Source organism: Pseudomonas sp. NFX183 (assembly GCF_047943075.1).
Lineage (GTDB): Bacteria > Pseudomonadota > Gammaproteobacteria > Pseudomonadales > Pseudomonadaceae > Aquipseudomonas.
The window spans coordinates 4,563,061-4,584,422 of the sequence record NZ_CP181333.1 but is presented as its reverse complement, the minus strand read 5'-3'; the positions used below and the strand labels follow the sequence as shown (position 1 = coordinate 4,584,422).

Annotated in this window: 18 protein-coding genes and 1 tRNA gene; 13 read left to right on the top strand and 6 right to left on the bottom strand. The window is 60.6% G+C overall.

Annotated elements, in window-relative coordinates; genetic code table 11:
- Positions 1 to 27: 27 nt before the first annotated feature.
- Positions 28 to 104: transfer RNA gene (locus ACM530_RS21465), tRNA-Arg, on the bottom strand.
- A gap of 275 nt (positions 105 to 379) precedes the next feature.
- On the opposite strand from ACM530_RS21465, the gene folD reads away from it, so the two are divergent.
- The gene (folD, locus tag ACM530_RS21460; protein ID WP_106578848.1) at positions 380 to 1,234 is read left to right on the top strand and encodes a bifunctional methylenetetrahydrofolate dehydrogenase/methenyltetrahydrofolate cyclohydrolase FolD; all 855 of its coding nucleotides are present in this window, start codon (positions 380 to 382) and stop codon (positions 1,232 to 1,234) included.
- A gap of 395 nt (positions 1,235 to 1,629) precedes the next feature.
- Positions 1,630 to 2,553 (top strand): D-alanyl-D-alanine endopeptidase, encoded by a 924-nt coding sequence (gene pbpG, locus ACM530_RS21455; RefSeq protein ID WP_145163788.1) that lies wholly within the window; start codon positions 1,630 to 1,632, stop codon positions 2,551 to 2,553.
- A 51-nt stretch (positions 2,554 to 2,604) separates the two neighbouring features.
- Here pbpG and ACM530_RS21450 read toward each other — a convergent pair whose 3' ends face one another.
- Positions 2,605 to 3,267 carry a peptidase C39 family protein gene (locus ACM530_RS21450; protein WP_145163786.1) on the bottom strand — a complete coding sequence of 221 codons (663 nt, stop codon included), beginning with the start codon at positions 3,265 to 3,267 and terminating at the stop codon, positions 2,605 to 2,607.
- Between the two features lie 211 nt (positions 3,268 to 3,478).
- On the opposite strand from ACM530_RS21450, the gene ACM530_RS21445 reads away from it, so the two are divergent.
- The gene (locus ACM530_RS21445) at positions 3,479 to 3,640 is read left to right on the top strand and encodes a hypothetical protein (protein WP_178119724.1); all 162 of its coding nucleotides are present in this window, start codon (positions 3,479 to 3,481) and stop codon (positions 3,638 to 3,640) included.
- Here ACM530_RS21445 and ACM530_RS21440 read toward each other — a convergent pair.
- Positions 3,637 to 4,047: a hypothetical protein gene (locus ACM530_RS21440; RefSeq protein WP_106578850.1), complete on the bottom strand. Its 411-nt coding sequence runs from the start codon at positions 4,045 to 4,047 to the stop codon at positions 3,637 to 3,639. The two genes, ACM530_RS21445 and ACM530_RS21440, sit on opposite strands and share 4 nt — an antisense overlap.
- A gap of 226 nt (positions 4,048 to 4,273) precedes the next feature.
- Here ACM530_RS21440 and ACM530_RS21435 point away from each other — a divergent pair, with 226 nt between their 5' ends.
- From ACM530_RS21435 to ACM530_RS21420, 4 genes are all read left to right on the top strand, one after another.
- A complete protein-coding gene (locus tag ACM530_RS21435) occupies positions 4,274 to 7,495 on the top strand; it encodes an efflux RND transporter permease subunit (RefSeq protein ID WP_416363106.1) in 3,222 nt (1,073 codons plus the stop codon).
- Positions 7,485 to 8,651 carry an efflux RND transporter periplasmic adaptor subunit gene (locus ACM530_RS21430; protein ID WP_416363105.1) on the top strand — a complete coding sequence of 389 codons (1,167 nt, stop codon included), beginning with the start codon at positions 7,485 to 7,487 and terminating at the stop codon, positions 8,649 to 8,651. Before ACM530_RS21435 ends, ACM530_RS21430 begins: the two co-directional genes overlap by 11 nt.
- On the top strand, positions 8,635 to 10,065 hold the full coding sequence (locus ACM530_RS21425; protein WP_416363104.1) for an efflux transporter outer membrane subunit: 1,431 nt from the start codon (positions 8,635 to 8,637) through the stop codon (positions 10,063 to 10,065). Before ACM530_RS21430 ends, ACM530_RS21425 begins: the two co-directional genes overlap by 17 nt.
- A gap of 414 nt (positions 10,066 to 10,479) precedes the next feature.
- The gene (locus ACM530_RS21420; RefSeq protein WP_416363102.1) at positions 10,480 to 10,938 is read left to right on the top strand and encodes an REP-associated tyrosine transposase; all 459 of its coding nucleotides are present in this window, start codon (positions 10,480 to 10,482) and stop codon (positions 10,936 to 10,938) included.
- A gap of 78 nt (positions 10,939 to 11,016) precedes the next feature.
- Here ACM530_RS21420 and ACM530_RS21415 read toward each other — a convergent pair whose 3' ends face one another.
- Together ACM530_RS21415 and ACM530_RS21410 are read right to left on the bottom strand one after the other, a co-directional pair.
- Positions 11,017 to 12,300 (bottom strand): Zn-dependent hydrolase, encoded by a 1,284-nt coding sequence (locus ACM530_RS21415; RefSeq protein WP_416363101.1) that lies wholly within the window; start codon positions 12,298 to 12,300, stop codon positions 11,017 to 11,019.
- Positions 12,301 to 12,479: 179 nt separating this feature from the next.
- A complete protein-coding gene (locus ACM530_RS21410) occupies positions 12,480 to 13,967 on the bottom strand; it encodes an NCS1 family nucleobase:cation symporter-1 (RefSeq protein WP_145163773.1) in 1,488 nt (495 codons plus the stop codon).
- A 589-nt stretch (positions 13,968 to 14,556) separates the two neighbouring features.
- On the opposite strand from ACM530_RS21410, the gene hydA reads away from it, so the two are divergent.
- From hydA to preA, 3 genes are all read left to right on the top strand, one after another.
- Positions 14,557 to 15,996, top strand: a complete 1,440-nt coding sequence (hydA, locus tag ACM530_RS21405; protein WP_416363100.1) for a dihydropyrimidinase — start codon at positions 14,557 to 14,559, stop codon at positions 15,994 to 15,996.
- A 145-nt stretch (positions 15,997 to 16,141) separates the two neighbouring features.
- Entirely contained in the window at positions 16,142 to 17,509 is a 1,368-nt protein-coding gene (locus ACM530_RS21400) for an NAD(P)-dependent oxidoreductase (protein ID WP_416363099.1), read from the top strand.
- On the top strand, positions 17,509 to 18,783 hold the full coding sequence (preA, locus tag ACM530_RS21395) for an NAD-dependent dihydropyrimidine dehydrogenase subunit PreA (protein WP_416363097.1): 1,275 nt from the start codon (positions 17,509 to 17,511) through the stop codon (positions 18,781 to 18,783). Before ACM530_RS21400 ends, preA begins: the two co-directional genes overlap by 1 nt.
- 110 nt (positions 18,784 to 18,893) lie before the next feature.
- Here preA and ACM530_RS21390 read toward each other — a convergent pair whose 3' ends face one another.
- Positions 18,894 to 19,514: a TetR/AcrR family transcriptional regulator gene (locus ACM530_RS21390; protein WP_145163765.1), complete on the bottom strand. Its 621-nt coding sequence runs from the start codon at positions 19,512 to 19,514 to the stop codon at positions 18,894 to 18,896.
- 142 nt (positions 19,515 to 19,656) lie between these two features.
- Between ACM530_RS21390 and ACM530_RS21385 the strand changes: the two genes are divergently transcribed.
- From ACM530_RS21385 to copD, 3 genes are read left to right on the top strand one after another with little or no spacing between them, the layout of a single operon-like run.
- Entirely contained in the window at positions 19,657 to 20,100 is a 444-nt protein-coding gene (locus ACM530_RS21385) for a GNAT family N-acetyltransferase (RefSeq protein ID WP_242199306.1), read from the top strand.
- Between the two features lie 18 nt (positions 20,101 to 20,118).
- Positions 20,119 to 20,484 carry a copper homeostasis periplasmic binding protein CopC gene (copC, locus tag ACM530_RS21380; protein WP_106578862.1) on the top strand — a complete coding sequence of 122 codons (366 nt, stop codon included), beginning with the start codon at positions 20,119 to 20,121 and terminating at the stop codon, positions 20,482 to 20,484.
- A 3-nt stretch (positions 20,485 to 20,487) separates the two neighbouring features.
- Positions 20,488 to 21,345 (top strand): copper homeostasis membrane protein CopD, encoded by an 858-nt coding sequence (gene copD, locus ACM530_RS21375; protein WP_416363096.1) that lies wholly within the window; start codon positions 20,488 to 20,490, stop codon positions 21,343 to 21,345.
- The last annotated feature ends 17 nt before the right edge of the window (positions 21,346 to 21,362 follow it).

The window sequence follows — 21,362 nt, the reverse complement described above, 5'->3', positions numbered from 1 at the left end:
AGCGCTACTTGTGCCAAAGCTGCCTAATGGCGCACCCGGCAGGACTCGAACCTGCGACCATCCGCTTAGAAGGCGGATGCTCTATCCAGCTGAGCTACGGGCGCCTGATTAATCTGTACTCTTGGAGGATTACAAACTAAGTGCTTCCAGCCTTGCACGACAACAATTGTGCTCGACCTTCTTAACCAGTGCTAGGCTGTGCCCGACAAGTGCGACGAATAGTATAGACGCCTCGGAAACCCGTCAAATCTTTTTTGAAAAAAATTCATTTTATTTAAGGGGTTAGGGCAATTTGCAGACCAAGCGCCTTTGCCCTCACGTCTTGGCATGCGAGAATGCGCGCACTTTTCTTCCCCCTCTCGATGGTTAATCACGCGTAATGACTGCACAACTTATCGACGGCAAATCAATCGCCGCCAGCCTGCGCCAGCAGATCGCCAAACGAGTCACCGAGCGTAGCCAGCAAGGCCTGCGCACGCCTGGCCTCGCGGTGATCCTGGTCGGCAGCGATCCTGCCTCTCAGGTTTATGTCTCGCACAAGCGTAAAGACTGTGAAGAGGTCGGCTTTATTTCCAAGGCCTACGACCTGCCGGAAGACACCACCCAGCAGGCCCTGACCGACCTGATCGACAGCCTCAATGACGACCCGGGCATCGACGGCATCCTGCTGCAGCTGCCACTGCCCGAGCACCTGGATGCTTCCAAACTGCTGGAGCGCATCCGTCCCGACAAAGACGTCGACGGTTTCCACCCCTATAACGTCGGCCGCCTGGCCCAGCGTATCCCGTTGCTGCGCCCGTGCACCCCGAAAGGCATCATGACCCTGCTGGAAAGCACCGGCGTCGATCTGTACGGCCTCGATGCCGTCGTCGTCGGCGCGTCCAACATTGTCGGTCGCCCGATGGCCATGGAGTTGCTGCTGGCTGGCTGCACCGTGACCGTCACTCACCGTTTCACCAAAGACCTCGCTGGCCATGTCGGCCGCGCCGACTTGGTAGTGGTGGCTGCCGGCAAACCCGGCCTGGTCAAAGGTGAGTGGATCAAAGAAGGCGCCATCGTCATCGACGTGGGCATCAACCGCCAGGAAGACGGCAAGCTCGTCGGCGATGTGGTGTACGAAACCGCCCTACCCCGCGCCGGCTGGATTACACCAGTGCCAGGCGGGGTTGGCCCGATGACTCGAGCATGCCTGCTGGAAAACACCTTGTACGCGGCAGAAACACTGCACGACTGATAAGTGACTGCCATGAAAAGCCCCGCCTGACAGCGGGGCTTTTTTATTGGTCGCAATTAACCGACGACCTGCCGGTGGCTGCGCTACCCGCCTGGCCTGCCTCGTTTACAACACTGAAAGTGGGCTATTTGCCTGTAAGCACCCTGCCCTGACTATGTGGGCAACTTCACCCGGCGCACGCGGGTAAAACCGTCGGCCTAAGCCGCCTTGAAAAAAACCTGGCGCGATGACCAGGTTTTTCTAAAAATAGGTACAACCCTGACCAATCATCGGCTTACAGCCTTTCTTTAAAGGCTCTCTATCGCTTTCTGATCCATACTCCTAAAATGTAACGGCATTTGTCATATAACCCGTTCCTGAACGGTATTTCCTTACTTTTTAGCGAGTTCACCCGCGTGAAAATTCGTCTCTCTATTGTCAGCCTATTTTTTGCATTTACAGGCACCTTCGCGCACGCAGCCGAAACCACCTTGGCCCCGCGCGACACCTCCAAACTGCAGATCGCTTCCGGCAGCGCCATGCTGGTTGACCTACAGACCAACAAAGTCATCTATTCCAGCAACCCCGACGTGGTCGTGCCCATCGCCTCCGTCAGCAAACTGATGACCGGCCTGATCGTGCTTGAAGCCAAGCAGAACATGGACGAATACATCGACATCAACATCAAAGACACGCCAGAAATGAAAGGCGTGTTCTCGCGCGTGAAAATCGGCAGCGAAATGCCGCGCAAGGAAATGCTGCTGATTGCCCTGATGTCGTCGGAAAACCGCGCTGCCGCCAGCCTGGCTCACCACTACCCAGGCGGCTACCCAGCCTTTATTGCCGCGATGAACGCCAAGGCCAAGGCCTTGGGAATGACCAGCACGCACTATGTCGAGCCCACCGGGCTGTCGATTCACAACGTGTCCACCGCGCGCGACTTGAGCAAGCTGCTGGCCTATGCGCGCAAGTTTCCGATGCTGAGTCAGTTGAGCACCACCAAGGAAAAGACCGTGTCGTTTCGCAAACCCAACTACACCCTGGGTTTCTCCAACACTGACCACCTGATCAACCGCGCCAATTGGGACATCAAGTTGACCAAGACCGGTTTTACCAATCAGGCTGGCCACTGCCTGGTGCTGGTCACCAGCATGAGTAACCGCCCAGTGTCGCTGGTGATTCTGGATGCCTTTGGCAAATTCACCCACTTTGCCGATGCCGGGCGCATTCGCAACTGGGTCGAGACTGGCAAGAGCGGTTCGGTGCCGGACGTAGCGCTGCGCTACAAGGCCGACAAGAACCTGAAGAACCGCCCGAATGCCGCAGAAGTGCGTCGCTAAGCACTACAGCTCCCACATGGGGTTCAACGTATTTTCAGACGTTGTGCAGTTTTACTTCCTTTGCGCCAACACCTTGAGCGCCTGCGCCGCCGCCTGCTCCTGGCCGGCTTGGGCGGTCGCGTTCGCCGCCGCCCGCCAGCGCTGCTCATCCACATTCGCCGGCAGCTGGCTCGGACGCTGAGTCAGGATGGCCCAGTTGCCTGCGCTCTTCCACGCTGACTCAAAGTCGCTGAAGCTCATCACCAAACGCCGGTCCATGCCCGAGCGCAACAGCACCGTGCTCTTCTGTTGATTGAACCCCACCACCACGACATAACGTGTGCCGGACCAAAAGCTCGGGTTGATCCGCGCCATCACCGGGTAACCCGCCGCCACCTGCGCCAGCACGGCCGTCAGCTGGTTGTCCAGCGGATACACCATCAGCCCGTATTCACGCGCCAGCACCTGCATGTTGCGTTCCAGGTCCGCCTCGCCGCCTGGCAAGTGCAGGGGCTTATCCAGCAAGCCGGGTGTCATGACAATGCCTTGTTGCGACAGCATGCTGGCTAAAGCCGAGGGGCCACTCAGGTAGGCCTCGCTGCGAAAGGTCGGCACGCCGTTGAGTTCGACACGCTCTGGCAGGCCCGCCAACCTCGACGGGTGGCCGGAACAGGCCGCGAGCCCCAGGGCGCAGGCCAGCAGCAAGGATGTTTTAACGTTCGACCGTAACCGCAATTTTTTACTCTCTTGATCAACTGCCGGTAAGGGCCCTGATCATAGGATGCTCCGCACGGCGGGTATAGCCCGAGGCGTCAGTAAAATGCGCTGGATAGAGCAAACAAGTTGGATGGACTCGACCATTGGTCAATAGCAGGCAACCGTCAGGTAGCTAGACTGTCCATTGAGAAGACTGTGTGTGCCCCCTGCGGGGCGAAAGGAGGCCCGAATGAGCCTTGCAACAACGATTTTCCTGTTGATCTGCGGTTGGCTGGCGGTAGCCAGCGCCATGTTGTGGGGGGTCATGCGCGTGACTCGCCGGCATCATCACCCCCACGTCAAACCCGCTGCACCGGCCAAACACCCCAAGGCCGCGGTGCATCACGCCTAGCCGGGCATGCAATTGAAGTCTTGAGTCGCTGCCACTTCCTTGCCGTGCCCGTCCTTGAGGACGGCACGCACGGTGGTGCCCAGGCTCGATTCAGTCAGGGTGTAGTGCTCACCCGCCTGGAAATGCTTGTACTCGACCCGGCCCTGGCAATCCTGCTGATTGTCATCGCCTGCCTCCTCCTCGAATAAGGTCACATCCAGGCGATGGTCACCCGGTGTTACCTCAAAAAAGCGCCCGTCGTCCACGCGCTTGCCGTCGACACGCTCGGCCATCAGGTCATTCGGCGCCTCTTCTTTCAAACCAATCCAGGCTTCACTCGGGTCAGCCTTGGGAATCGGGCCGGCGCAGGCCGACAACAACAAAACAGCACCAAGGGCTGGGATCAACAACAATGGTTTAAGTGACATGGCAGGGCTCCAAAGGACATCAGAAAAAAACGTTGGACGGCGTCAAAATGTGTCGCGTCCGATGGGAGACAAGCTTGGAGAGCTGCCCTTTGTAGAACAAATGAATACATATGAAACGATCTTCAGCCGTTAACTAAATGTTCCTTCACCTGGCTGAAAGGTGCGTGTTAGGTGGGTCGGGCAAGACTGCCGGGGTTTGCAATTCTGCTCCCTCGGAGGTTCACGCATGCTCGGGCTGGTAAAGACCGCACTGCAAAAGCCGTACACGTTTATCGTGTTGGCCATATTCATCTGTATCGTCGGGCCGATGGCGGCCCTGAAAACCCCTACGGATGTTTTCCCCGATATCGGCATCCCCGTCGTCGCGGTGGTCTGGCAGTACAACGGCCTGTCGCCGGACGCCATGGCCGGTCGGGTGATCTACACCTACGAACGCTCCCTGAGCACCACCGTCAACGACATCGAACACATCGAATCGCAATCGCTGCCCGGCATGGGCATCGTCAAGATCTTCTTCCAGCCTGGGGTCGACATCCGCACCGCCAACGCGCAAGTGACCGCGGTGTCACAAACCGTGCTCAAGCAGATGCCACCGGGTATCACGCCACCGCTGATCCTCAACTACAGCGCCTCCACGGTGCCGATCCTGCAAATGGCGTTCTCCAGCCCCAGCCTTTCGGAAGCCAAGATCCGTGACCTGGTGCAGAACAACATTCGCCTGCCGCTGAGCGCCCTGCCCGGCCTGGCCATGCCCACGCCAATGGGCGGCAAGCAGCGCCAGATCACCCTCGACCTCGACCCGCAAGCCCTGGCGGCCAAAGGCTTGTCGGCGCAGGACGTGGGCACCGCCCTGGCGCTGCAGAACCAGATCATCCCGGTGGGCACCGCCAAGCTCGGCCCCAACGAATACACAATCCTGCTCAACAACAGCCCCAAGGCGATTGATGAACTCAACGACCTGCCGATCAAGACGGTCGATGGCGCACTGATCACCATCGGCCAAGTGGCCCACGTGCGTGACGGTTCCCCGCCGCAGACCAACATCGTGCGCGTCGACGGCCACCGCGCGGTGCTGATGCCGGCGTTGAAAAACGGCAGCATCTCGACCTTGTCGATCATCGACGGCATCCGCCAGATGTTGCCGCGCATCAACGAAACCCTGCCGCCGTCGCTGAAGACCTCGCTGCTGGGCGACGCCTCGGTGTTCGTCAAGCAATCGGTGGGCAGCGTGGCCCAGGAAGGCATCATCGCCGCACTGCTGACCAGTGCGATGATCCTGCTGTTCCTCGGCAGCTGGCGTTCGACGCTGATCATCGCCGCGTCGATTCCCTTGGCCGTGCTGTCGGCGATCGCGCTGCTGGCGGTCACCGGGCAAACCCTCAACGTCATGACCCTGGGCGGGCTGGCGTTGGCGGTGGGGATTCTGGTGGACGACGCCACGGTTACCATCGAAAACATCAACTGGCACCTGGAACAAGGCAAGGCGGTGAAGACCGCGATCCTCGACGGCGCCGCACAAATCGTCGGCCCGGCGTTCGTCTCGCTGCTGTGTATCTGCATCGTGTTCGTGCCGATGTTCCTGCTGCAAGGCATCGCCGGCTACCTGTTCCGGCCAATGGCGCTGGCGGTGATTTTCGCCATGGCCAGCTCGTTCATCCTTTCGCGCACCCTGGTGCCGACCCTGGCGATGTTCCTGCTCAAGCCGCACACACCGGAACAAGGCGCTGGGCATCACCCCGAAGATGCATTCATCAACCACCACGAAGGCGATCAGCACAAAAAACCGCGCAACGCCGTGCTGCAATCGGTGCTCAATTTTCAGCAAGGCTTCGAGCGCCACTTCTCGAATATCCGCGACACTTACCACGGCTTGCTGATTCTCGCGCTGGGCAACCGCAAGCGCTTTATCGTCGGCTTCCTGGCCTGCGTGCTTGCCTCGTTCCTGCTGCTGCCCAGCCTGGGCCAGGACTTCTTCCCGGCCACCGACGCCGGCGCCCTCGCCCTTCACGTGCGCCTGCCGCTGGGCACGCGGATTGAAGAAAGCGCCGCCGCCTTCGACCGTATTGAAGCGCGGATTCGCGAAGTGATACCCGCCGAAGAACTCGACACCATCGTCGACAACATCGGCATTCCGCTCAGCGGCATCGACATGGCCTACAGCAGCAGCGGCACCATCGGCCCGCAGGATGGCGACATCCAGGTCACGCTGAAAAAAGACCACGCGCCCACCGCCGACTACGTGAAAAAACTGCGTGAAGCCTTGCCGGAAAGCTTCCCCGGCAGCCACTTCGCGTTCCTGCCGGCGGACATCAGCAGCCAAATCCTCAACTTCGGCGCACCGGCCCCGCTGGACGTGAAAATCTCCGGGCGCAGCGATGAAGAAAACCGCACCTACGCGGTGGAACTCGAACGTCGCCTTTCGCACATTCCGGGCATCGCCGACCTGCGCATCCAGCAGTCCACCGGCTACCCATCGCTGCAAGTTAACGTTGATCGCATGCGCGCCAATGGCCTGGGCATCACCGAGCGTGACGTGACCAACAGCATGGTCGCCTCCCTCGCCGGCAGCTCGCAAACCGCGCCGACCTTCTGGCTCAACCCGGCCAACGGCGTGTCGTACTCCATCGTGGCGGCAACGCCGCAATACCGCCTCGACAGCCTGCCGTCACTGGAAGCCTTGCCGGTCACCGGGGCCGATGGCCAGTCACAAATTCTCGGCGGCGTAGCCACCATCGAACGCGTGCAAAGCCCGGCAGTGGTGACCCACTACAACATCGAACCCACCCTGGACCTGTATGCCAACGTGCAAGGCCGCGACCTCGGCGGCGTGGCGCGCGACGTGCAAAAAGTGCTGGATGACACCGCCTCCATGCGCCCCAAAGGCGCGGTGATCAGCCTGCATGGGCAGATCGATGCGCTGCACGAAGCCTTCAGTGGTTTGAGCTTCGGCCTGCTCGGCGCCGTGGTGCTGATCTACTTGCTGATCGTGGTCAACTTCCAGTCGTGGGCCGACCCGTTCGTGATCATTACCGCCTTGCCGGCCGCGCTGGCGGGCATCGTATGGATGCTGTTCCTCAGCGGCACTTCGCTGTCGGTGCCGGCGTTGACCGGGGCCATCCTGTGCATGGGCGTGGCCACCGCCAACTCGATCCTGGTGGTGAGCTTCTGCCGTGAACGCCTGGCCGAACATGGCGATGCGTTGAAGGCCGCGATGGAGGCCGGTTACACGCGCTTCCGGCCGGTGTGCATGACGGCTCTGGCGATGATCATCGGCATGTTGCCGCTGGCGTTGTCCGAAGAACAGAACTCGCCCCTTGGCCGGGCGGTGATTGGCGGCTTGATCTTCGCCACCGTCGCCACCCTGTTGTTTGTACCCGTGGTCTTCAGCCTGGTCCACGGTCGTCACCCTACTCGCGCTGCTGCTGGAGAAACTTCACATGTCGTCTGATCACAAACCCTCGCGCAAGCGTCTGATGCTCATGGGTGTCGGCGGCCTGACACTGGCCGCCCTGTTGGTCGCCAACGGCCTGCACGCCCGCACGATGCACGAACAGTCGGTGAGTGCCTGGACCGAAACCGCCGCCATCCCGCAAGTGATGGTGTTCCAGCCCAAACAAAACATGGCCGGCGACACCTTGCGCCTGCCCGCGCACCTTGAGGCCTGGAGCAAGGCGCCGATCCATGCACGCGTCAGCGGCTACTTGAAGGACTGGAAAGCCGACATCGGCACCCAGGTCAAAGCCGGCCAAGTGCTCGCCGAAATCGACAGCCCCGACCTCGACCAGCAAATGGCGCAGACCCACGCGCGGCTGGTGCAGGAGCAAGCCAACGCACGCCTGGCCGAAACCACCGCCACGCGCTGGCAGAACCTGTTGGCCAGCCATTCGGTGTCGCGTCAGGAGGCCGATGAAAAAACCTCCAACGCTGCCGCCGCCAAAGCCAATGCCGAGGCGGCCGCCGCCGACTACGCACGCCTGTCGGCACTGGAAAGCTACAAGACCATCCGCGCGCCATTCGCCGGCACCATCACCGCGCGCAATACCGATATTGGCCAGTTGATCAAGGCTGATACCGACAGCGACCCGGAGCTGTTCAACATTGCCGATACCCATCAACTCAGACTTTACGTGCCGGTGCCGCAGAACTATGCAGCCGTGATTCATCCAGGGTTAGAAGCCGAGCTGACGGTGCCCGAGCATCCCGGCGAGCACTTCAAGGCGCGCCTGATCGGCGACTCCACGGCCATCGACCGCCGCTCTGGCACCCTGCTTGCGCAGTTCGTCGCCGACAACCCCAACGGCGAATTGCTGCCCGGTGATTACGCCGAAGCCACCCTGCCCATTCCGGCGGATACCCACGGCGTGAGTATCCCGGCCAGTGCACTGATCTTCCGCGCCCAAGGTACCCAGGTTGCGGTGCTGGACGCGCAAAATCACGTGCACCTGCAAGGCATCCACATCGGCCTCGACCTGGGCGAACGCCTGGTGATCGACCAAGGTTTGAAACCCGCCGACCGCGTGGTCGACAACCCGCCCGATGCCCTGCGCGAAGGCGACCCCGTGCAACTGGCCGACGCCGGAGGTGCGCATGCGCCCAAGGCTTAAACCCCTGGCGGCGTTGATGCTGCTGCTGTTGCAGGGCTGCTCGATGGCGCCCACCTACAAGGTGCCGTCGGTGGACCTGCCGGCCGGCTATCGCGAACAGACCAGCGATGGGCCGTGGCACAGCGCGCAACCGTCCGACCAACTGGCGCCCGAGTGGTGGAAGCTCTACAACGACCCGCGCCTGACCGACCTGCAGCAGCAACTGCTCAAAGCCAACCCGGATCTGGCGGCGGCGTTGGCGCATTTCGATGCGTCCCAGGCGTATGCCAGCCAGTTGCACGCCGGGTTGTTCCCGCAAATTACCGCCAGTGCGCAGCCGCTGCGTCAGCGGCAATCGGATACACGACCACTGCGCGGGGATACGCAGCCGTCGGTGTACAACAGCAATACGGCGGGCTTCTCGCTGAGCTACGACCTGGACCTGTGGGGCAAGATTCGCAACCAGGTCGCAGCCGGCGATGCCCAGGCGCAAGCATCCGGCGATGATTTGGCGGTGGCGCGCCTGAGCCTGCAGCACCAGTTGGCGACGCTGTATGTGCAGCTCAACGGGCTGGATGCGCAGAGCCGGATTCTGAACAGCTCACTGGACGATTTCAGCCAGGCGTTGCAACTCACGCGCAGCCGTTACGAAGGCCAGATTGCCTCGGAGCTGGACCTCACCCGTGCGCAAAACCAACTGGCCGAAGCCAAGGCGCAACTGGACGAAGTGCGCGGGCAACGCAACCTGACCGAACACGCGATTGGCGAATTGGTGGGCGTGGCGGCCAGTAACTTCAGCTTGCCGCCCAGCCAGCAATTGATTGCGCTGCCAGGGATTCCATCGCAGCTGCCCAGCCACCTGTTGCAACGGCGCCCAGACATCGCGGCTGCGGAACGCCGAGTGTTTGCTGCCAATGCCAACATCGGCGTGGCGAAGGCCGCGTGGTACCCGGACTTCAGCTTGACCGGGTTGATTGGCGGGCAAACTCAGGGGGTTGGCAACCTGCTGTCCGCCGGTAACCGCTACTGGGCGCTGGGGCCGTTGGTGAACTTGCCGATCTTTGATGGCGGACGCTTGAGTGCCAATGAACGTCAGGCCAAAGCCGAGTTTGAAGAGGCGTCGGCGCAGTACCGCAGCCATGTGCTCAAAGCCGTGCGCGAGGTGGAAGACAACCTGGCGCAGCTAAGAGATTTGCAGCAGGAAGCGCAGGACGAACAGGCGGCGGCGGATGCGGCAGAGCATACGCAGTCACTGGCGATGAACAGCTATCAGGCGGGAGCCGTGAGTTACCTGGATGTGGTGACGGCGCAGACAGCGGCGTTGCAGGCGCAGAGGACGTTGCAGGCGGTGCAGACGCGGCAGTTGCAGGCGAGTGTGGGGTTGGTGACGGCGCTCGGCGGTGGATGGCAACCGGGCGCCTCAGATCGCTCGTAGGTTCAGCTCGGTTCCAGATGTGAGAGGGGGCTTGCCCCTCTCACAGGGGTTCTGCGCCAGACACACAATGTATGAACACCTCAGATCCAATGTGGGAGGGGGCTTGCCCCCGATGGCGGTGTGCCATAAGGCTTATTTGTAACTGATACACCGCTATCGGGGGCAAGCCCCCTCCCACAGGGGGTCTGCGTCAGATACACAATGTATTAACACCTCAGATCCAATTTGGGTGGGGGCTTGCCCTCTCACAGGGGTTCTGCGCCAGACACAAAATGTATCAACACCTCAGATCCAATGTGGGAGGGGGCTTGCCCCCGATGGCGGCCCTCCAGACACATCCTGCCAAAAGCCTGTCGATCACTCCTGGATTACCCGATCTAGCCTCTCAACACCCACCCAGAGAGAGGCCAAGGAATGCCTGACTTACCCGCTTCACACCGCCTGCGCATTGGACGCTTCAGCGAACCCAACCGCATCTACCTCATCACTACCAACACTCACGAACGTCTTCCCATCTTTAGCAACTTCCACCTGGGTCGCCTGGTGGTCTGGCAATTTCGGCTGGCCCAATACCAAGGGCTCGCCAACTCCCTGGCGTGGGTGATCATGCCGGACCATTTCCACTGGATTATCGAACTGCAAAAAGGCTCGCTGGCAGACTTGATGCGGCATGTGAAATCCAAGAGCACGCGGTCGGTCAATGGCGCAAGTGGGCGCAAGGGAAGACTCTGGCAGGAAAGTTTCCATGACCGCGCGCTGCGCAAGGAGGATGACGTGGTGAAAATGGCCAGGTATGTGGTGGCCAATCCACTGCGGGCCGGGTTGGTGAAGCGGATTGGCGACTACCCGTTATGGGACGCAATTTGGGTCTAATGCCCAGCAAACCCGTTCAAACAACACAGCTCAAATGTGGGAAGGGGATTGCCCCCTCCCACATTTTTCAACCGCCTGTCAGGCAGCGAGTTTGCCGCTGGCGATCGCTGCCGAAGCGGCCACCATCGCCCTCAACAACACCGCACACCCCGCCGCCAGGTCATCCGGTGCGGCGTTCTCGATTTCGTTGTGGCTGATGCCGCCTTCGCACGGCACAAAGATCATCCCGGCCGGGCCGAGTTCGGCGACGAAGATCGCGTCGTGCCCTGCCCCGCTGACGATGTCCATGTTCGACAGCCCCAGCCCATTCGCCGCATCCCGCACAGCGTCCACGCAGCCTTTATCGAAATACAACGGCGGGAAATCGGCGGTGGGTTCCAGCTCAAACGTCAGCCCATGTTTGGCACAGGTTTCGTCGATCACCTTGCGCACCTGGGCAATCATCGAATCCAGGCGTGCCGGCTCCAGGTGACGGAAGTCCAGGGTCATGCGCACTTCACCGGGGATGACGTTGCGCGATCCAGGATAAGCCTGCAGGCACCCGACAGTGCCACACGCATGCGGCTGATGCCCCAACGCCGCCGCATTCACCGCCGCCACCACGGCCGCCGCGCCCACTAACGCATCTTTGCGCAAGTGCATCGGCGTCGGCCCCGCATGCGCCTCAACACCGCGCAGTTTCAGGTCGAACCACTTTTGCCCCAGAGCCCCCAACACCACGCCGATGGTTTTCTTTTCATCCTCAAGAATCGGCCCTTGTTCAATATGCGCCTCGAAGTAAGCCCCGACCTTATGCCCACTGATCGGCCGCGTGCCCGCATAGCCAATTGCATTAAGCGCATCACCCACGCTCACGCCCTCCACATCCACCTTGGCCAAGGTCTCGGCCAGGGTAAATTTCTCGGCAAAAACGCCCGAACCCATCATGCACGGTGGAAAACGCGAGCCTTCCTCGTTGGTCCACACCACCACTTCCAGCGGTGCTTCGGTTTCGATCTTGAGGTCATTGAGGGTGCGCAACACTTCCACGCCCGCCAACACGCCGAAGCAACCGTCGAACTTGCCACCCGTGGGCTGGGTATCGATATGGCTGCCCGTCATCACCGGTGGCAAGTTGGGATTGCGCCCCGGGCGCCGGGCGAAGATGTTGCCGATACCGTCGATGGTCACGGTGCAACCAGCTTCCTCGCACCACTGCACAAACAGGTCACGGGCTTTGCGGTCAAGGTCGGTGAGGGCCAGTCGGCACACGCCGCCCTTGGGTGTGGCGCCGAATTTGGCCAGGTCCATCAGCGACTGCCACAAGCGATCGCGGTTGATGTGCTGATGGGTGGATTGCAGAACGTCGATGGCAGCGTTCATGGGGATCTCCTCAGGCTACATTTCTTATGAATTGACGCGATTCCAACGGTTGGAAATGGGGTCTGAAATGTGGGAGCGGGCTTGCTCGCGAAGGGGCCGTGTCAGTCGCTGCAAATGTCGGCTGGAAGACCGCATTCGCGGGCAAGCCCGCTCCCACATTTGGATTGCATTTCAACCTTTTACAGAGGTGTTTTTACTGCGAGCGGCAAGGCTCTGCGCTTGGCATTCAACCCGTAATACAGAACGCCGCCCAACGCCGATCCGGTAAACCACCCATAGCTGTAAAACCAGCTGAACGCGTCACTGCCCAGCGACAGCAGGGTCAGCACCACCGGCACGCCGAAGGCGATAAAACCGCTCCAGTTCCACGCCGGGTACACGTCGTCACGGTACAAACCGGCCAGGTCGAGCTGCTGTTTGCGGGTAATGAAGTAGTCCACCACCATGATCCCGGCAATCGGCCCCAGCAGGCTTGAATAGCCCAGCAACCAGTTCGAATACACGGTTTCCAGGCTCACGTCCGAGACGATCAGCCCGAGTTTTTTCAACAGTTCGTGGCCCATCAACGCAAGCCCCACCAGGCCAGTGAGGATCACCGCAGTGGTGCGGTTGATCAGCTTGGGCGCGATGTTCTGGAAGTCGTTGGTCGGTGAGACGATGTTCGCCGCAGTGTTGGTGGACAAGGTGGCGATGATGATCAGCAGCATCGCGATGGCCACCCACACCGGGCTCTGGATGTGCCCGATCAAGGTCACCGGGTCGGAGACGCTGACACCCACCAGTTTCACTGACGCGGCGGTCATGATCACGCCAAGGGCCGCGAACAGGAACATGGTCAGCGGCAGGCCAAAAATCTGCCCGAGAATCTGGTCCTTCTGACTCTTGGCGTAGCGGCTGAAGTCGGGAATATTCAGCGACAGCGTCGCCCAGAAACCCACCATCGCCGTGAGCCCCGCCATGAAGTAACCGGTGAGGCTCGCGCCTTCGGGGCGCTTGGGTGGAATCGCCATCAGCTCGCTGAGTGACACATTCGGCATCGCCCACACCAGCAGGCCGATCCCCACGGCCACCAGCAGCGGCGCAGACAGGGTTTCGAGGCGTTTGATCGACTCGGCGCCGCGCAGCACCACCCACAGGTTCAGGCACCAGAAAATCATGAAGCCGATGACCTCACCCGTACCGCCAAGGGATTTCCAGCCCTCGAAAATCGAGCCCAGAAACAGGTGAATCGCCAGCCCGCCGAACATTGTCTGAATGCCAAACCAGCCGCACGCCACCAGCGCGCGAATCAGGCACGGCACGTTGGAGCCGAGGATGCCAAACGACGAACGCAACAAGACGGGAAACGGAATGCCGTACTTGGTGCCGGGAAACGCGTTAAGGGTCAGCGGGATCAGCACCACGATATTGGCCAGCAAAATCGCCATCAGCGCCTCGCCCACCGACAAGCCAAAGTAGGCGGTGAGCACCCCGCCGAGCGTGTAAGTGGGCACGCAGATCGACATGCCGACCCACAGCGCGGTGATGTGCCACTTGTTCCAGGTGCGTTCGTGCACCTTGGTCGGTGCCATGTCGTGGTTGTAGCGGGGGCTGTCGAGGACGTCAGCGCCGGCGTCGAGTTCGTACAGGCCGTTGCGTTCAATGACTTGCGATCTGTTCTGTTGCATGGCCGCTCCACGGTTTTTTCGAATTATTGTTGCTCACCCAACGCTGAGCGCAGGGTGGCCGGAGTACCTCGTAAACAACATGACATCACGGGCCCGGCCAGCCGCCACTGCACTCAATAACCGTGCCGACCTGCCACCGTGAACCCGCACCGCTTATATAACGTGCTGATGTTAATCAGCTTTCCGATTGCGCCTTCGGAACGTGCCGCATCACTCAGGCTAAATAATGCGAAGTTGCCGAACTGTCAGGACTCAATCTGGTGCAACACAATTATTTTTATTTCCTGTCGCCGTCAAGGGGCATGTCTCAAGCGTCTGATTTGCAATAAGAAATGTTGCTCACATTGAGAACCTGTCAAGTGCGTCAAAATGGTGAACGGCCGCCACATTTTGGTGAATTTATATTTTTATCCATATAAATCAATTACTTAAATGCGATATAAGCTTATAAAAAATCTTCTTGCTCATTCGAAAAACTCGGGCTAGTTTCTATTCCTGTCACCGATGACAGGATTTAATTGATCATCGGCAAGCAGCATTACAACACTTAGAACTGGCACAAGCCGGTCAAGCCTGTGAGGAACTCGACATGTCGCTGTTGATCCGTGGCGCCACCGTTATTACCCATGATGAAAGTTACCGCGCCGATGTGTTTTGCGCAGGCGGTCTAATTCGCGCTATTGGCACGGATCTGGATATTCCCGCCGGCACTGAAATACTCGATGGCAGTGGCCAATACTTGATGCCCGGCGGCATCGATCCGCATACGCACATGCAATTGCCCTTCATGGGCACCGTGGCCAGTGAAGACTTTTTCAGTGGCACCGCGGCAGGTCTGGCGGGCGGTACCACCTCGATCATCGACTTTGTGATTCCCAACCCGCAGCAATCCTTGATGGAAGCTTTCCACCAGTGGCGCGGCTGGGCGCAAAAGTCTGCCTCCGACTACGGCTTTCACGTGGCGATCACCTGGTGGAGCGAGCAGGTGCGCGAGGAAATGGCCGAGCTGGTCAGCCACCATGGCATCAACAGCTTCAAGCATTTCATGGCCTACAAGAACGCGATCATGGCGGCCGATGACACCCTGGTCGCCAGCTTTGAGCGCTGCCTGGAACTCGGCGCGGTGCCGACGGTGCACGCAGAAAACGGTGAGCTGGTGTATCACCTGCAACGCAAGCTGATGGCCCAGGGCATCACCGGGCCGGAAGCGCACCCGCTGTCGCGCCCGTCCCAGGTCGAAGGCGAGGCCGCCAGCCGGGCGATTCGTATCGCCGAAACCATCGGCACGCCGCTGTACCTGGTGCACGTATCGACCAAGGAGGCGCTGGATGAAATCACCTACGCCCGTGGCAAGGGCCAGGCGGTGTACGGCGAAGTGCTCGCCGGCCACCTGCTGCTGGACGACAGCGTTTACCAACACCCTGACTGGCAAACCGCCGCCGGCTACGTGATGAGCCCGCCCTTCCGCCCGCGCGGGCATCAGGAGGCGCTGTGGCACGGCCTGCAATCGGGCAATCTGCACACCACCGCCACCGACCATTGCTGCTTCTGCGCCGAGCAAAAAGCCGCCGGCCGTGACGATTTCAGCAAAATCCCCAACGGCACTGCCGGTATCGAAGACCGCATGGCGTTGCTGTGGCACGAAGGCGTCAACACCGGGCGCCTGTCGATGCAGGAGTTTGTCGCGCTGACCTCCACCAACACCGCGAAGATCTTCAATCTTTACCCACGCAAAGGTGCGATTCGCGTGGGTGCCGATGCTGACTTGGTGCTGTGGGACCCCGAGGGCACACGGACGATTTCGGCCAAGACCCACCATCAGAAAGTCGATTTCAACATCTTCGAAGGCAAGACCGTACGCGGCGTGCCGAGCCACACCATCAGCCAGGGCAAGCTGGTCTGGACCGACGGCGACCTGCGCGCCGAACGCGGTGCCGGGCGGTATGTAGAACGCCCGGCGTATCCGTCGGTGTTTGAGCAGTTGAGCAAGCGGGCGGAGCATTCCAGGCCTGTAGCTGTGAAACGCTGATACCGCCAATCGCGGGCAAGCCCGCTCCCACATTTGATCGGGTTCACACAATCCAACTGTGGGAGCTGGCTTGCCTGCGATGAGGCCAGTCCAAGCGACAAAAAATCAATGCCCGCCAGAGGCAAAAAACCGTGAGGCCAATACCGTGATCCAGACCCTGACCCACCTCCCCCATCCCCATGAAGATGGGCCGACACTCGCCAGCCATTTCACCGACCTGGCGCCGCCCCTCAATGCCCGCCAGGCTGCACTTGAAGCGTCGCGCTGCCTGTATTGCTACGACGCGCCGTGCGTAAATGCATGCCCCAGCGAGATCGACATCCCGTCGTTCATCCGCAATATCCACACTGAAAACGTTCAGGGCGCTGCGCAGAAGATTCTCTCGGCCAACATCCTCGGCGGCAGTTGCGCACGGGTTTGCCCCACCGAAATTCTGTGCCAGCAAGCCTGCGTGCGTAACAACGCCGAAGAATGCGCGCCGGTGCTGATCGGCCTGTTGCAACGCTACGCCATCGACAACGCGCACTTCAGCGAACATCCCTTCCAGCGCACCGCACCGACCGGCAAGCGCATCGCCGTGGTCGGCGCCGGGCCTGCGGGGTTGGCCTGTGCCCATCGCACCGCCCTGCACGGCCATGATGTGGTGATTTTTGAAGCGCGGGAAAAGGCCGGTGGCCTGAATGAATACGGGATCGCCAAGTACAAACTGGTGGATGACTTTGCCCAGAAGGAGCTGGACTTCCTGCTCGAGATTGGCGGCATCGAAATCCGCCACGGCCAGCGCCTGGGTGACAACCTGACCTTGAGCGAACTGCACCAGCAATTCGACTCCGTGTTTCTTGGCCTCGGCCTCGCCGCCAGCAAACAGCTCGGCCTGCCACACGAGGACGCTCCGGGCCTGCTTGCCGCCACCGACTACATCCGCGAACTGCGCCAGGCCGATGACCTTAGCCAACTGCCGCTGGCCGACCGCTGCATCGTGCTTGGCGCGGGCAACACCGCCATCGACATGGCCGTGCAAATGGCCCGCCTCGGCGCCCGCGATGTGAACCTGGTGTACCGCCGTGGCTTGGCGGACATGGGCGCCACCCACCATGAGCAGGACATCGCCAAGGCCAATCAGGTGCGCCTGCTGACCTGGGCCCAACCCGAAGAAGTGTTGCTGGATGATCAAGGCCACGTGCGCGGCATGCGCTTCGCTCGCACACGCATGGACAACGGCCGCTTGCACCCTACCGGCGAGACCTTCGAGCTGGCTGCCGATGCGATTTTCAAAGCCATCGGTCAGGGCTTCGACAACGAGGCATTGCACGACCCGCTGGCCCAGCAACTGCACCGCGTGGGCGAACGCATCTTTGTTGACGAACACCTGCGCACCAGTATTCCCGGGGTGTATGCCGGCGGCGATTGCGTCAGCCTTGGCCAGGACCTCACCGTGCAGGCGGTACAACACGGCAAGCTGGCGGCTGAAGCCATGCACGCCCAACTCATGCTGAATGTGGAGGCTGCGTAATGGCCGATCTTTCGATTGTGTTCGCCGGTATCAAAGCTCCCAACCCGTTCTGGCTGGCCTCCGCACCGCCCACCGACAAGGCCTACAACGTGGTCCGCGCCTTTGAAGCCGGCTGGGGCGGCGTGGTCTGGAAAACCCTCGGTGAAGACCCGGCGGCGGTCAACGTGTCGTCACGCTATTCCGCGCACTACGGCGCCAACCGTGAAGTATTGGGCATCAACAATATCGAGTTGATCACCGACCGCTCGCTGGAGATCAACCTGCGCGAAATCACCCAGGTGAAAAAGGACTGGCCGGACCGCGCGCTGATTGTGTCGCTGATGGTGCCCTGTGTTGAAGAATCCTGGAAAAACATCCTGCCGCTGGTGGAAGCCACCGGCTGCGACGGCATCGAGCTGAACTTCGGTTGCCCCCACGGCATGCCCGAACGGGGCATGGGCGCAGCGGTCGGCCAGGTGCCGGAGTACGTGGAACAGGTGACGCGCTGGTGCAAGACGTATTGCTCGCTGCCGGTGATCGTCAAGCTCACGCCAAATATCACCGACATCCGCGTGGCGGCGCGTGCGGCGTATCGCGGCGGTGCGGACGCGGTGTCGCTGATCAACACCATCAACTCCATCACCAGTGTCGACCTTGAGCGCATGGTGGCCCTGCCGGTGGTCGGCACCCAAAGTACCCATGGCGGGTATTGCGGCTCGGCCGTCAAGCCGATCGCGTTAAACATGGTCGCGGAAATCGCCCGCGACCCGCAGACCCAAGGCCTGCCGATTTGCGGGATTGGCGGCATCGGCAACTGGCGCGACGCGGCGGAATTCGTCGCGCTGGGTTGCGGCGCGGTGCAGGTGTGCACGGCGGCCATGTTGCATGGGTTTCGGATTGTGGAAGAGATGAAGGACGGGCTGTCGCGGTGGATGGACAGCCAAGGCTACAAAAGCCTGCAGGAATTTTCCGGGCGCGCGGTGGGCAATACCACCGATTGGAAGTACCTGGATATCAATTATCAGGTGATTGCCAAGATTGACCAGGAAGCCTGCATTGGCTGTGGGCGTTGCCACATTGCCTGTGAGGACACGTCGCACCAGGCTATCGCGAGCTTGAAGCAAATGGATGGCACGCATAAATACGAGGTGATCGATGATGAGTGCGTGGGCTGCAATCTGTGCCAGATCACCTGCCCGGTGGCCGATTGCATCGAGATGGTGCCGATGGACACGGGCAACCCGTTTTTGAATTGGACGCAGGACCCACGTAATCCGTATCGGGAGGCTGTGTAGTCCTTTAAACCGCTATCGCAGGCAAGCCAGCTCCCACATTTGATCGGTGAACACATTCAAGTGTGGGAGCTGGGTTGCCTGCGATAGGGCCTTCAGCCTTCACACAAGGCTTAAGGCTCCAACCCAATGCCGCGCAAAATCACCGCGGTCACCGTCTGAATCGCCTTTTCGAACTGCATATCCGACAACGGCTGGTGATCATTCAGAATCTTCACCTGGTGGTCAAAGTCGGCATAGTGCTGGGTCGATGCCCAGATCATGTACAGCAGGCTCGACGGTTCCACCGGCAGGATGCGTTTGTCCTCCACCCACTGGCGAATTTTCGCTTCTTTCATCTTGGCCCAGTCGTACAGGCTTTCGTCCAGCGCCTCACCGAGCGTCGGCGCGCCGTGGATGATTTCGTTGGCCCAAACTTTCGAGCCATACGGCCGCGTACGCGAGCGCTGCATCTTGGCGCGGATGTAGCTGCTGAGCACCACCCGCGGGTCATCGAAGGTTTCAAAGCTCAAGGCATCCTGCTTCCACACCTCCAGCAGGTCGAACAGCACCGCGCTGTACAGTTCGCTTTTGGTGGTGAAGTAGTAATGCAGGTTGGAGCGTGGCAGTTGCACTTCTTCAGCGATGTCAGCCATGGCGGTGCTGCCGTAGCCTTTTTCAGCGAAGATTTTCTCCGCCGCCAGCAGGATTTTTTCGACGTTGACCCGCCGAATTCCGATCTTGTGATTGCCCATAAGGGCTCCCCGACAACAACATGGCCTCAAGACTACCATCGGCTCTAGATCGCGGCGACAAGGCATAATGAAACTTCTACGCGAACCTTTCCCCTCCAAAACGGATTGGTTAGGATCGCGATCCCCATGAAGGATCATTGCCATGACTATCCGACCTCGCGTGGCCGCCGACGACCCTGTGCTGGGAGCACTGTGGGAACGCTCGGTGCGGGCCACCCATGACTTCCTCCCCGAGGATGACATCCAGCGTTTACTGCCGTTGGTACGCGACGCTTACCTGCCGATGCCGGCCCTCGACGTTTGGGTCTATGAAGACCAGAACGGCATCGCCGGTTTCATCGGCACCGGCGGGCACAATGTAGAAATGCTGTTTATCGACCCCGATCGCCGTGGCCAGGGCATCGGCCGCCAATTGCTCGACCACGCCCGCGCGCGCCACGACACGCTGACGGTGGATGTAAACGAACAAAACCCGCAGGCCGTGGGCTTCTACCTCCACTATGGTTTCATCCAGGTCGCGCGCTCGCCGCTGGATGGCGAAGGCAAACCCTTTCCCTTGCTGCACATGGCCTTACCGACTCTCTAAACCTGAAGGTATTGAACAATGTTGATCAAGAAAACCCTGACCACCGTCGCCCTGCTCGCCTCCTTGCTGGGCGCCTCGGCGGCCTTTGCCCATGCCCACCTCAAGAGTTCGACACCGGCGGCTGACAGCTCCGTCGCCGCGCCCGCTGACCTGCGCCTGACCTTCACCGAAGGCGTCGAAGCGACGTTCACCAAAGTGTCCCTGAGCAAGGACGGCACCGAAGTCGCGATCAAAGGCCTGGAAACCCCGGACGCCGACAAGAAAGTCCTGGTGGTCACGCCGGCGGCACCGCTGGCCGCCGGTACCTACAAAGTGGAATGGCACGCCGTGTCCGTGGACACCCACAAGAGTGAAGGCAGTTACAGCTTCAAGGTCGGCCAATAACCCATGGCGACCCTGCTGGTGCTGTGCCGCTTCCTGCATTTCATCGTCGTGCTGTTGATGTTCGGGGCCTGTGTGTTCAGGCCCTGGCTATTGGGCGCTGAACCGCAGCCGGCGCTGGACCGGCAACTGCTGCGCATCTCCCGCGCGCTGGCCTGGATGGGGCTGGGCTCTGGCGTGGCCTGGCTGCTGCTGATCACCGCCAGCATGGCCGGCAGCTGGGACGCGGCCTTGCAACCGGCCACCGTGCAGTTGGTGCTGGGCAAAACCTTTTTCGGCCAGGTGTGGGTCTGGCATCTGTTGCTGAACCTGTTACTGGTGATCGCGCTGATCAAACCCTGGCCGGCCCTGCGCCTGCCATTGACTGCGCTGCTGTTGGCAACGCTGGCACCTGTCGGCCATGGCGCCATGCTTAATGGCTTGAGCGGGCAATTGCTGATCCTCAACCAGGTGGTGCACCTGGTGTGCGTCGGCGCCTGGCTCGGTGGGCTGCTCGTGCTGGTGCTGATCTTCAGGCAGCCGCGGGGCTATGCGCTGCAGCCGATTCTCAAACGCTTCAGCGGCGTGGGTTATGGCCTGGTCGCCGGGTTGCTGGTGACGGGCTTGATCAACGTGCGCGTACTGACCGGGCAACTGTGGCCCACACCGCTGTTCAACGGGTTCGCGCTGATTCTGTTGATCAAAGTGCTGCTGGTGCTGGGCATGTTGGCGCTGGCGTTGCTGAACCGGTTGCGCATTGAACGCTGCGAAGAACGCCAAGGCAGTTTGAAGGCCAGCGTCATGCTGGAATGGTTACTGGGTGTTTCAGCTGTAGCCGCCGTTTCGCTGCTGGGCACACTGCCGCCGATGGTCATGGCCAACTGAACATCGCTTTTGGAATG

Bases quoted from the DNA above. Each gene is read 5' to 3' on its own strand.
- folD (WP_106578848.1), top strand. From the start codon at position 380: ATGACTGCACAACTTATCGACGGCAAATCAATCGCCGCCAGCCTGCGC.
- ACM530_RS21445 (WP_178119724.1), top strand. From the start codon at position 3,479: ATGAGCCTTGCAACAACGATTTTCCTGTTGATCTGCGGTTGGCTGGCG.
- ACM530_RS21440 (WP_106578850.1), bottom strand. From the start codon at position 4,047: ATGTCACTTAAACCATTGTTGTTGATCCCAGCCCTTGGTGCTGTTTTG.
- ACM530_RS21435 (WP_416363106.1), top strand. From the start codon at position 4,274: ATGCTCGGGCTGGTAAAGACCGCACTGCAAAAGCCGTACACGTTTATC.
- ACM530_RS21430 (WP_416363105.1), top strand. From the start codon at position 7,485: ATGTCGTCTGATCACAAACCCTCGCGCAAGCGTCTGATGCTCATGGGT.
- ACM530_RS21425 (WP_416363104.1), top strand. From the start codon at position 8,635: ATGCGCCCAAGGCTTAAACCCCTGGCGGCGTTGATGCTGCTGCTGTTG.
- ACM530_RS21420 (WP_416363102.1), top strand. From the start codon at position 10,480: ATGCCTGACTTACCCGCTTCACACCGCCTGCGCATTGGACGCTTCAGC.
- ACM530_RS21415 (WP_416363101.1), bottom strand. From the start codon at position 12,300: ATGAACGCTGCCATCGACGTTCTGCAATCCACCCATCAGCACATCAAC.
- ACM530_RS21410 (WP_145163773.1), bottom strand. From the start codon at position 13,967: ATGCAACAGAACAGATCGCAAGTCATTGAACGCAACGGCCTGTACGAA.
- hydA (WP_416363100.1), top strand. From the start codon at position 14,557: ATGTCGCTGTTGATCCGTGGCGCCACCGTTATTACCCATGATGAAAGT.
- preA (WP_416363097.1), top strand. From the start codon at position 17,509: ATGGCCGATCTTTCGATTGTGTTCGCCGGTATCAAAGCTCCCAACCCG.
- ACM530_RS21390 (WP_145163765.1), bottom strand. From the start codon at position 19,514: ATGGGCAATCACAAGATCGGAATTCGGCGGGTCAACGTCGAAAAAATC.
- ACM530_RS21385 (WP_242199306.1), top strand. From the start codon at position 19,657: ATGACTATCCGACCTCGCGTGGCCGCCGACGACCCTGTGCTGGGAGCA.
- copC (WP_106578862.1), top strand. From the start codon at position 20,119: ATGTTGATCAAGAAAACCCTGACCACCGTCGCCCTGCTCGCCTCCTTG.
- copD (WP_416363096.1), top strand. From the start codon at position 20,488: ATGGCGACCCTGCTGGTGCTGTGCCGCTTCCTGCATTTCATCGTCGTG.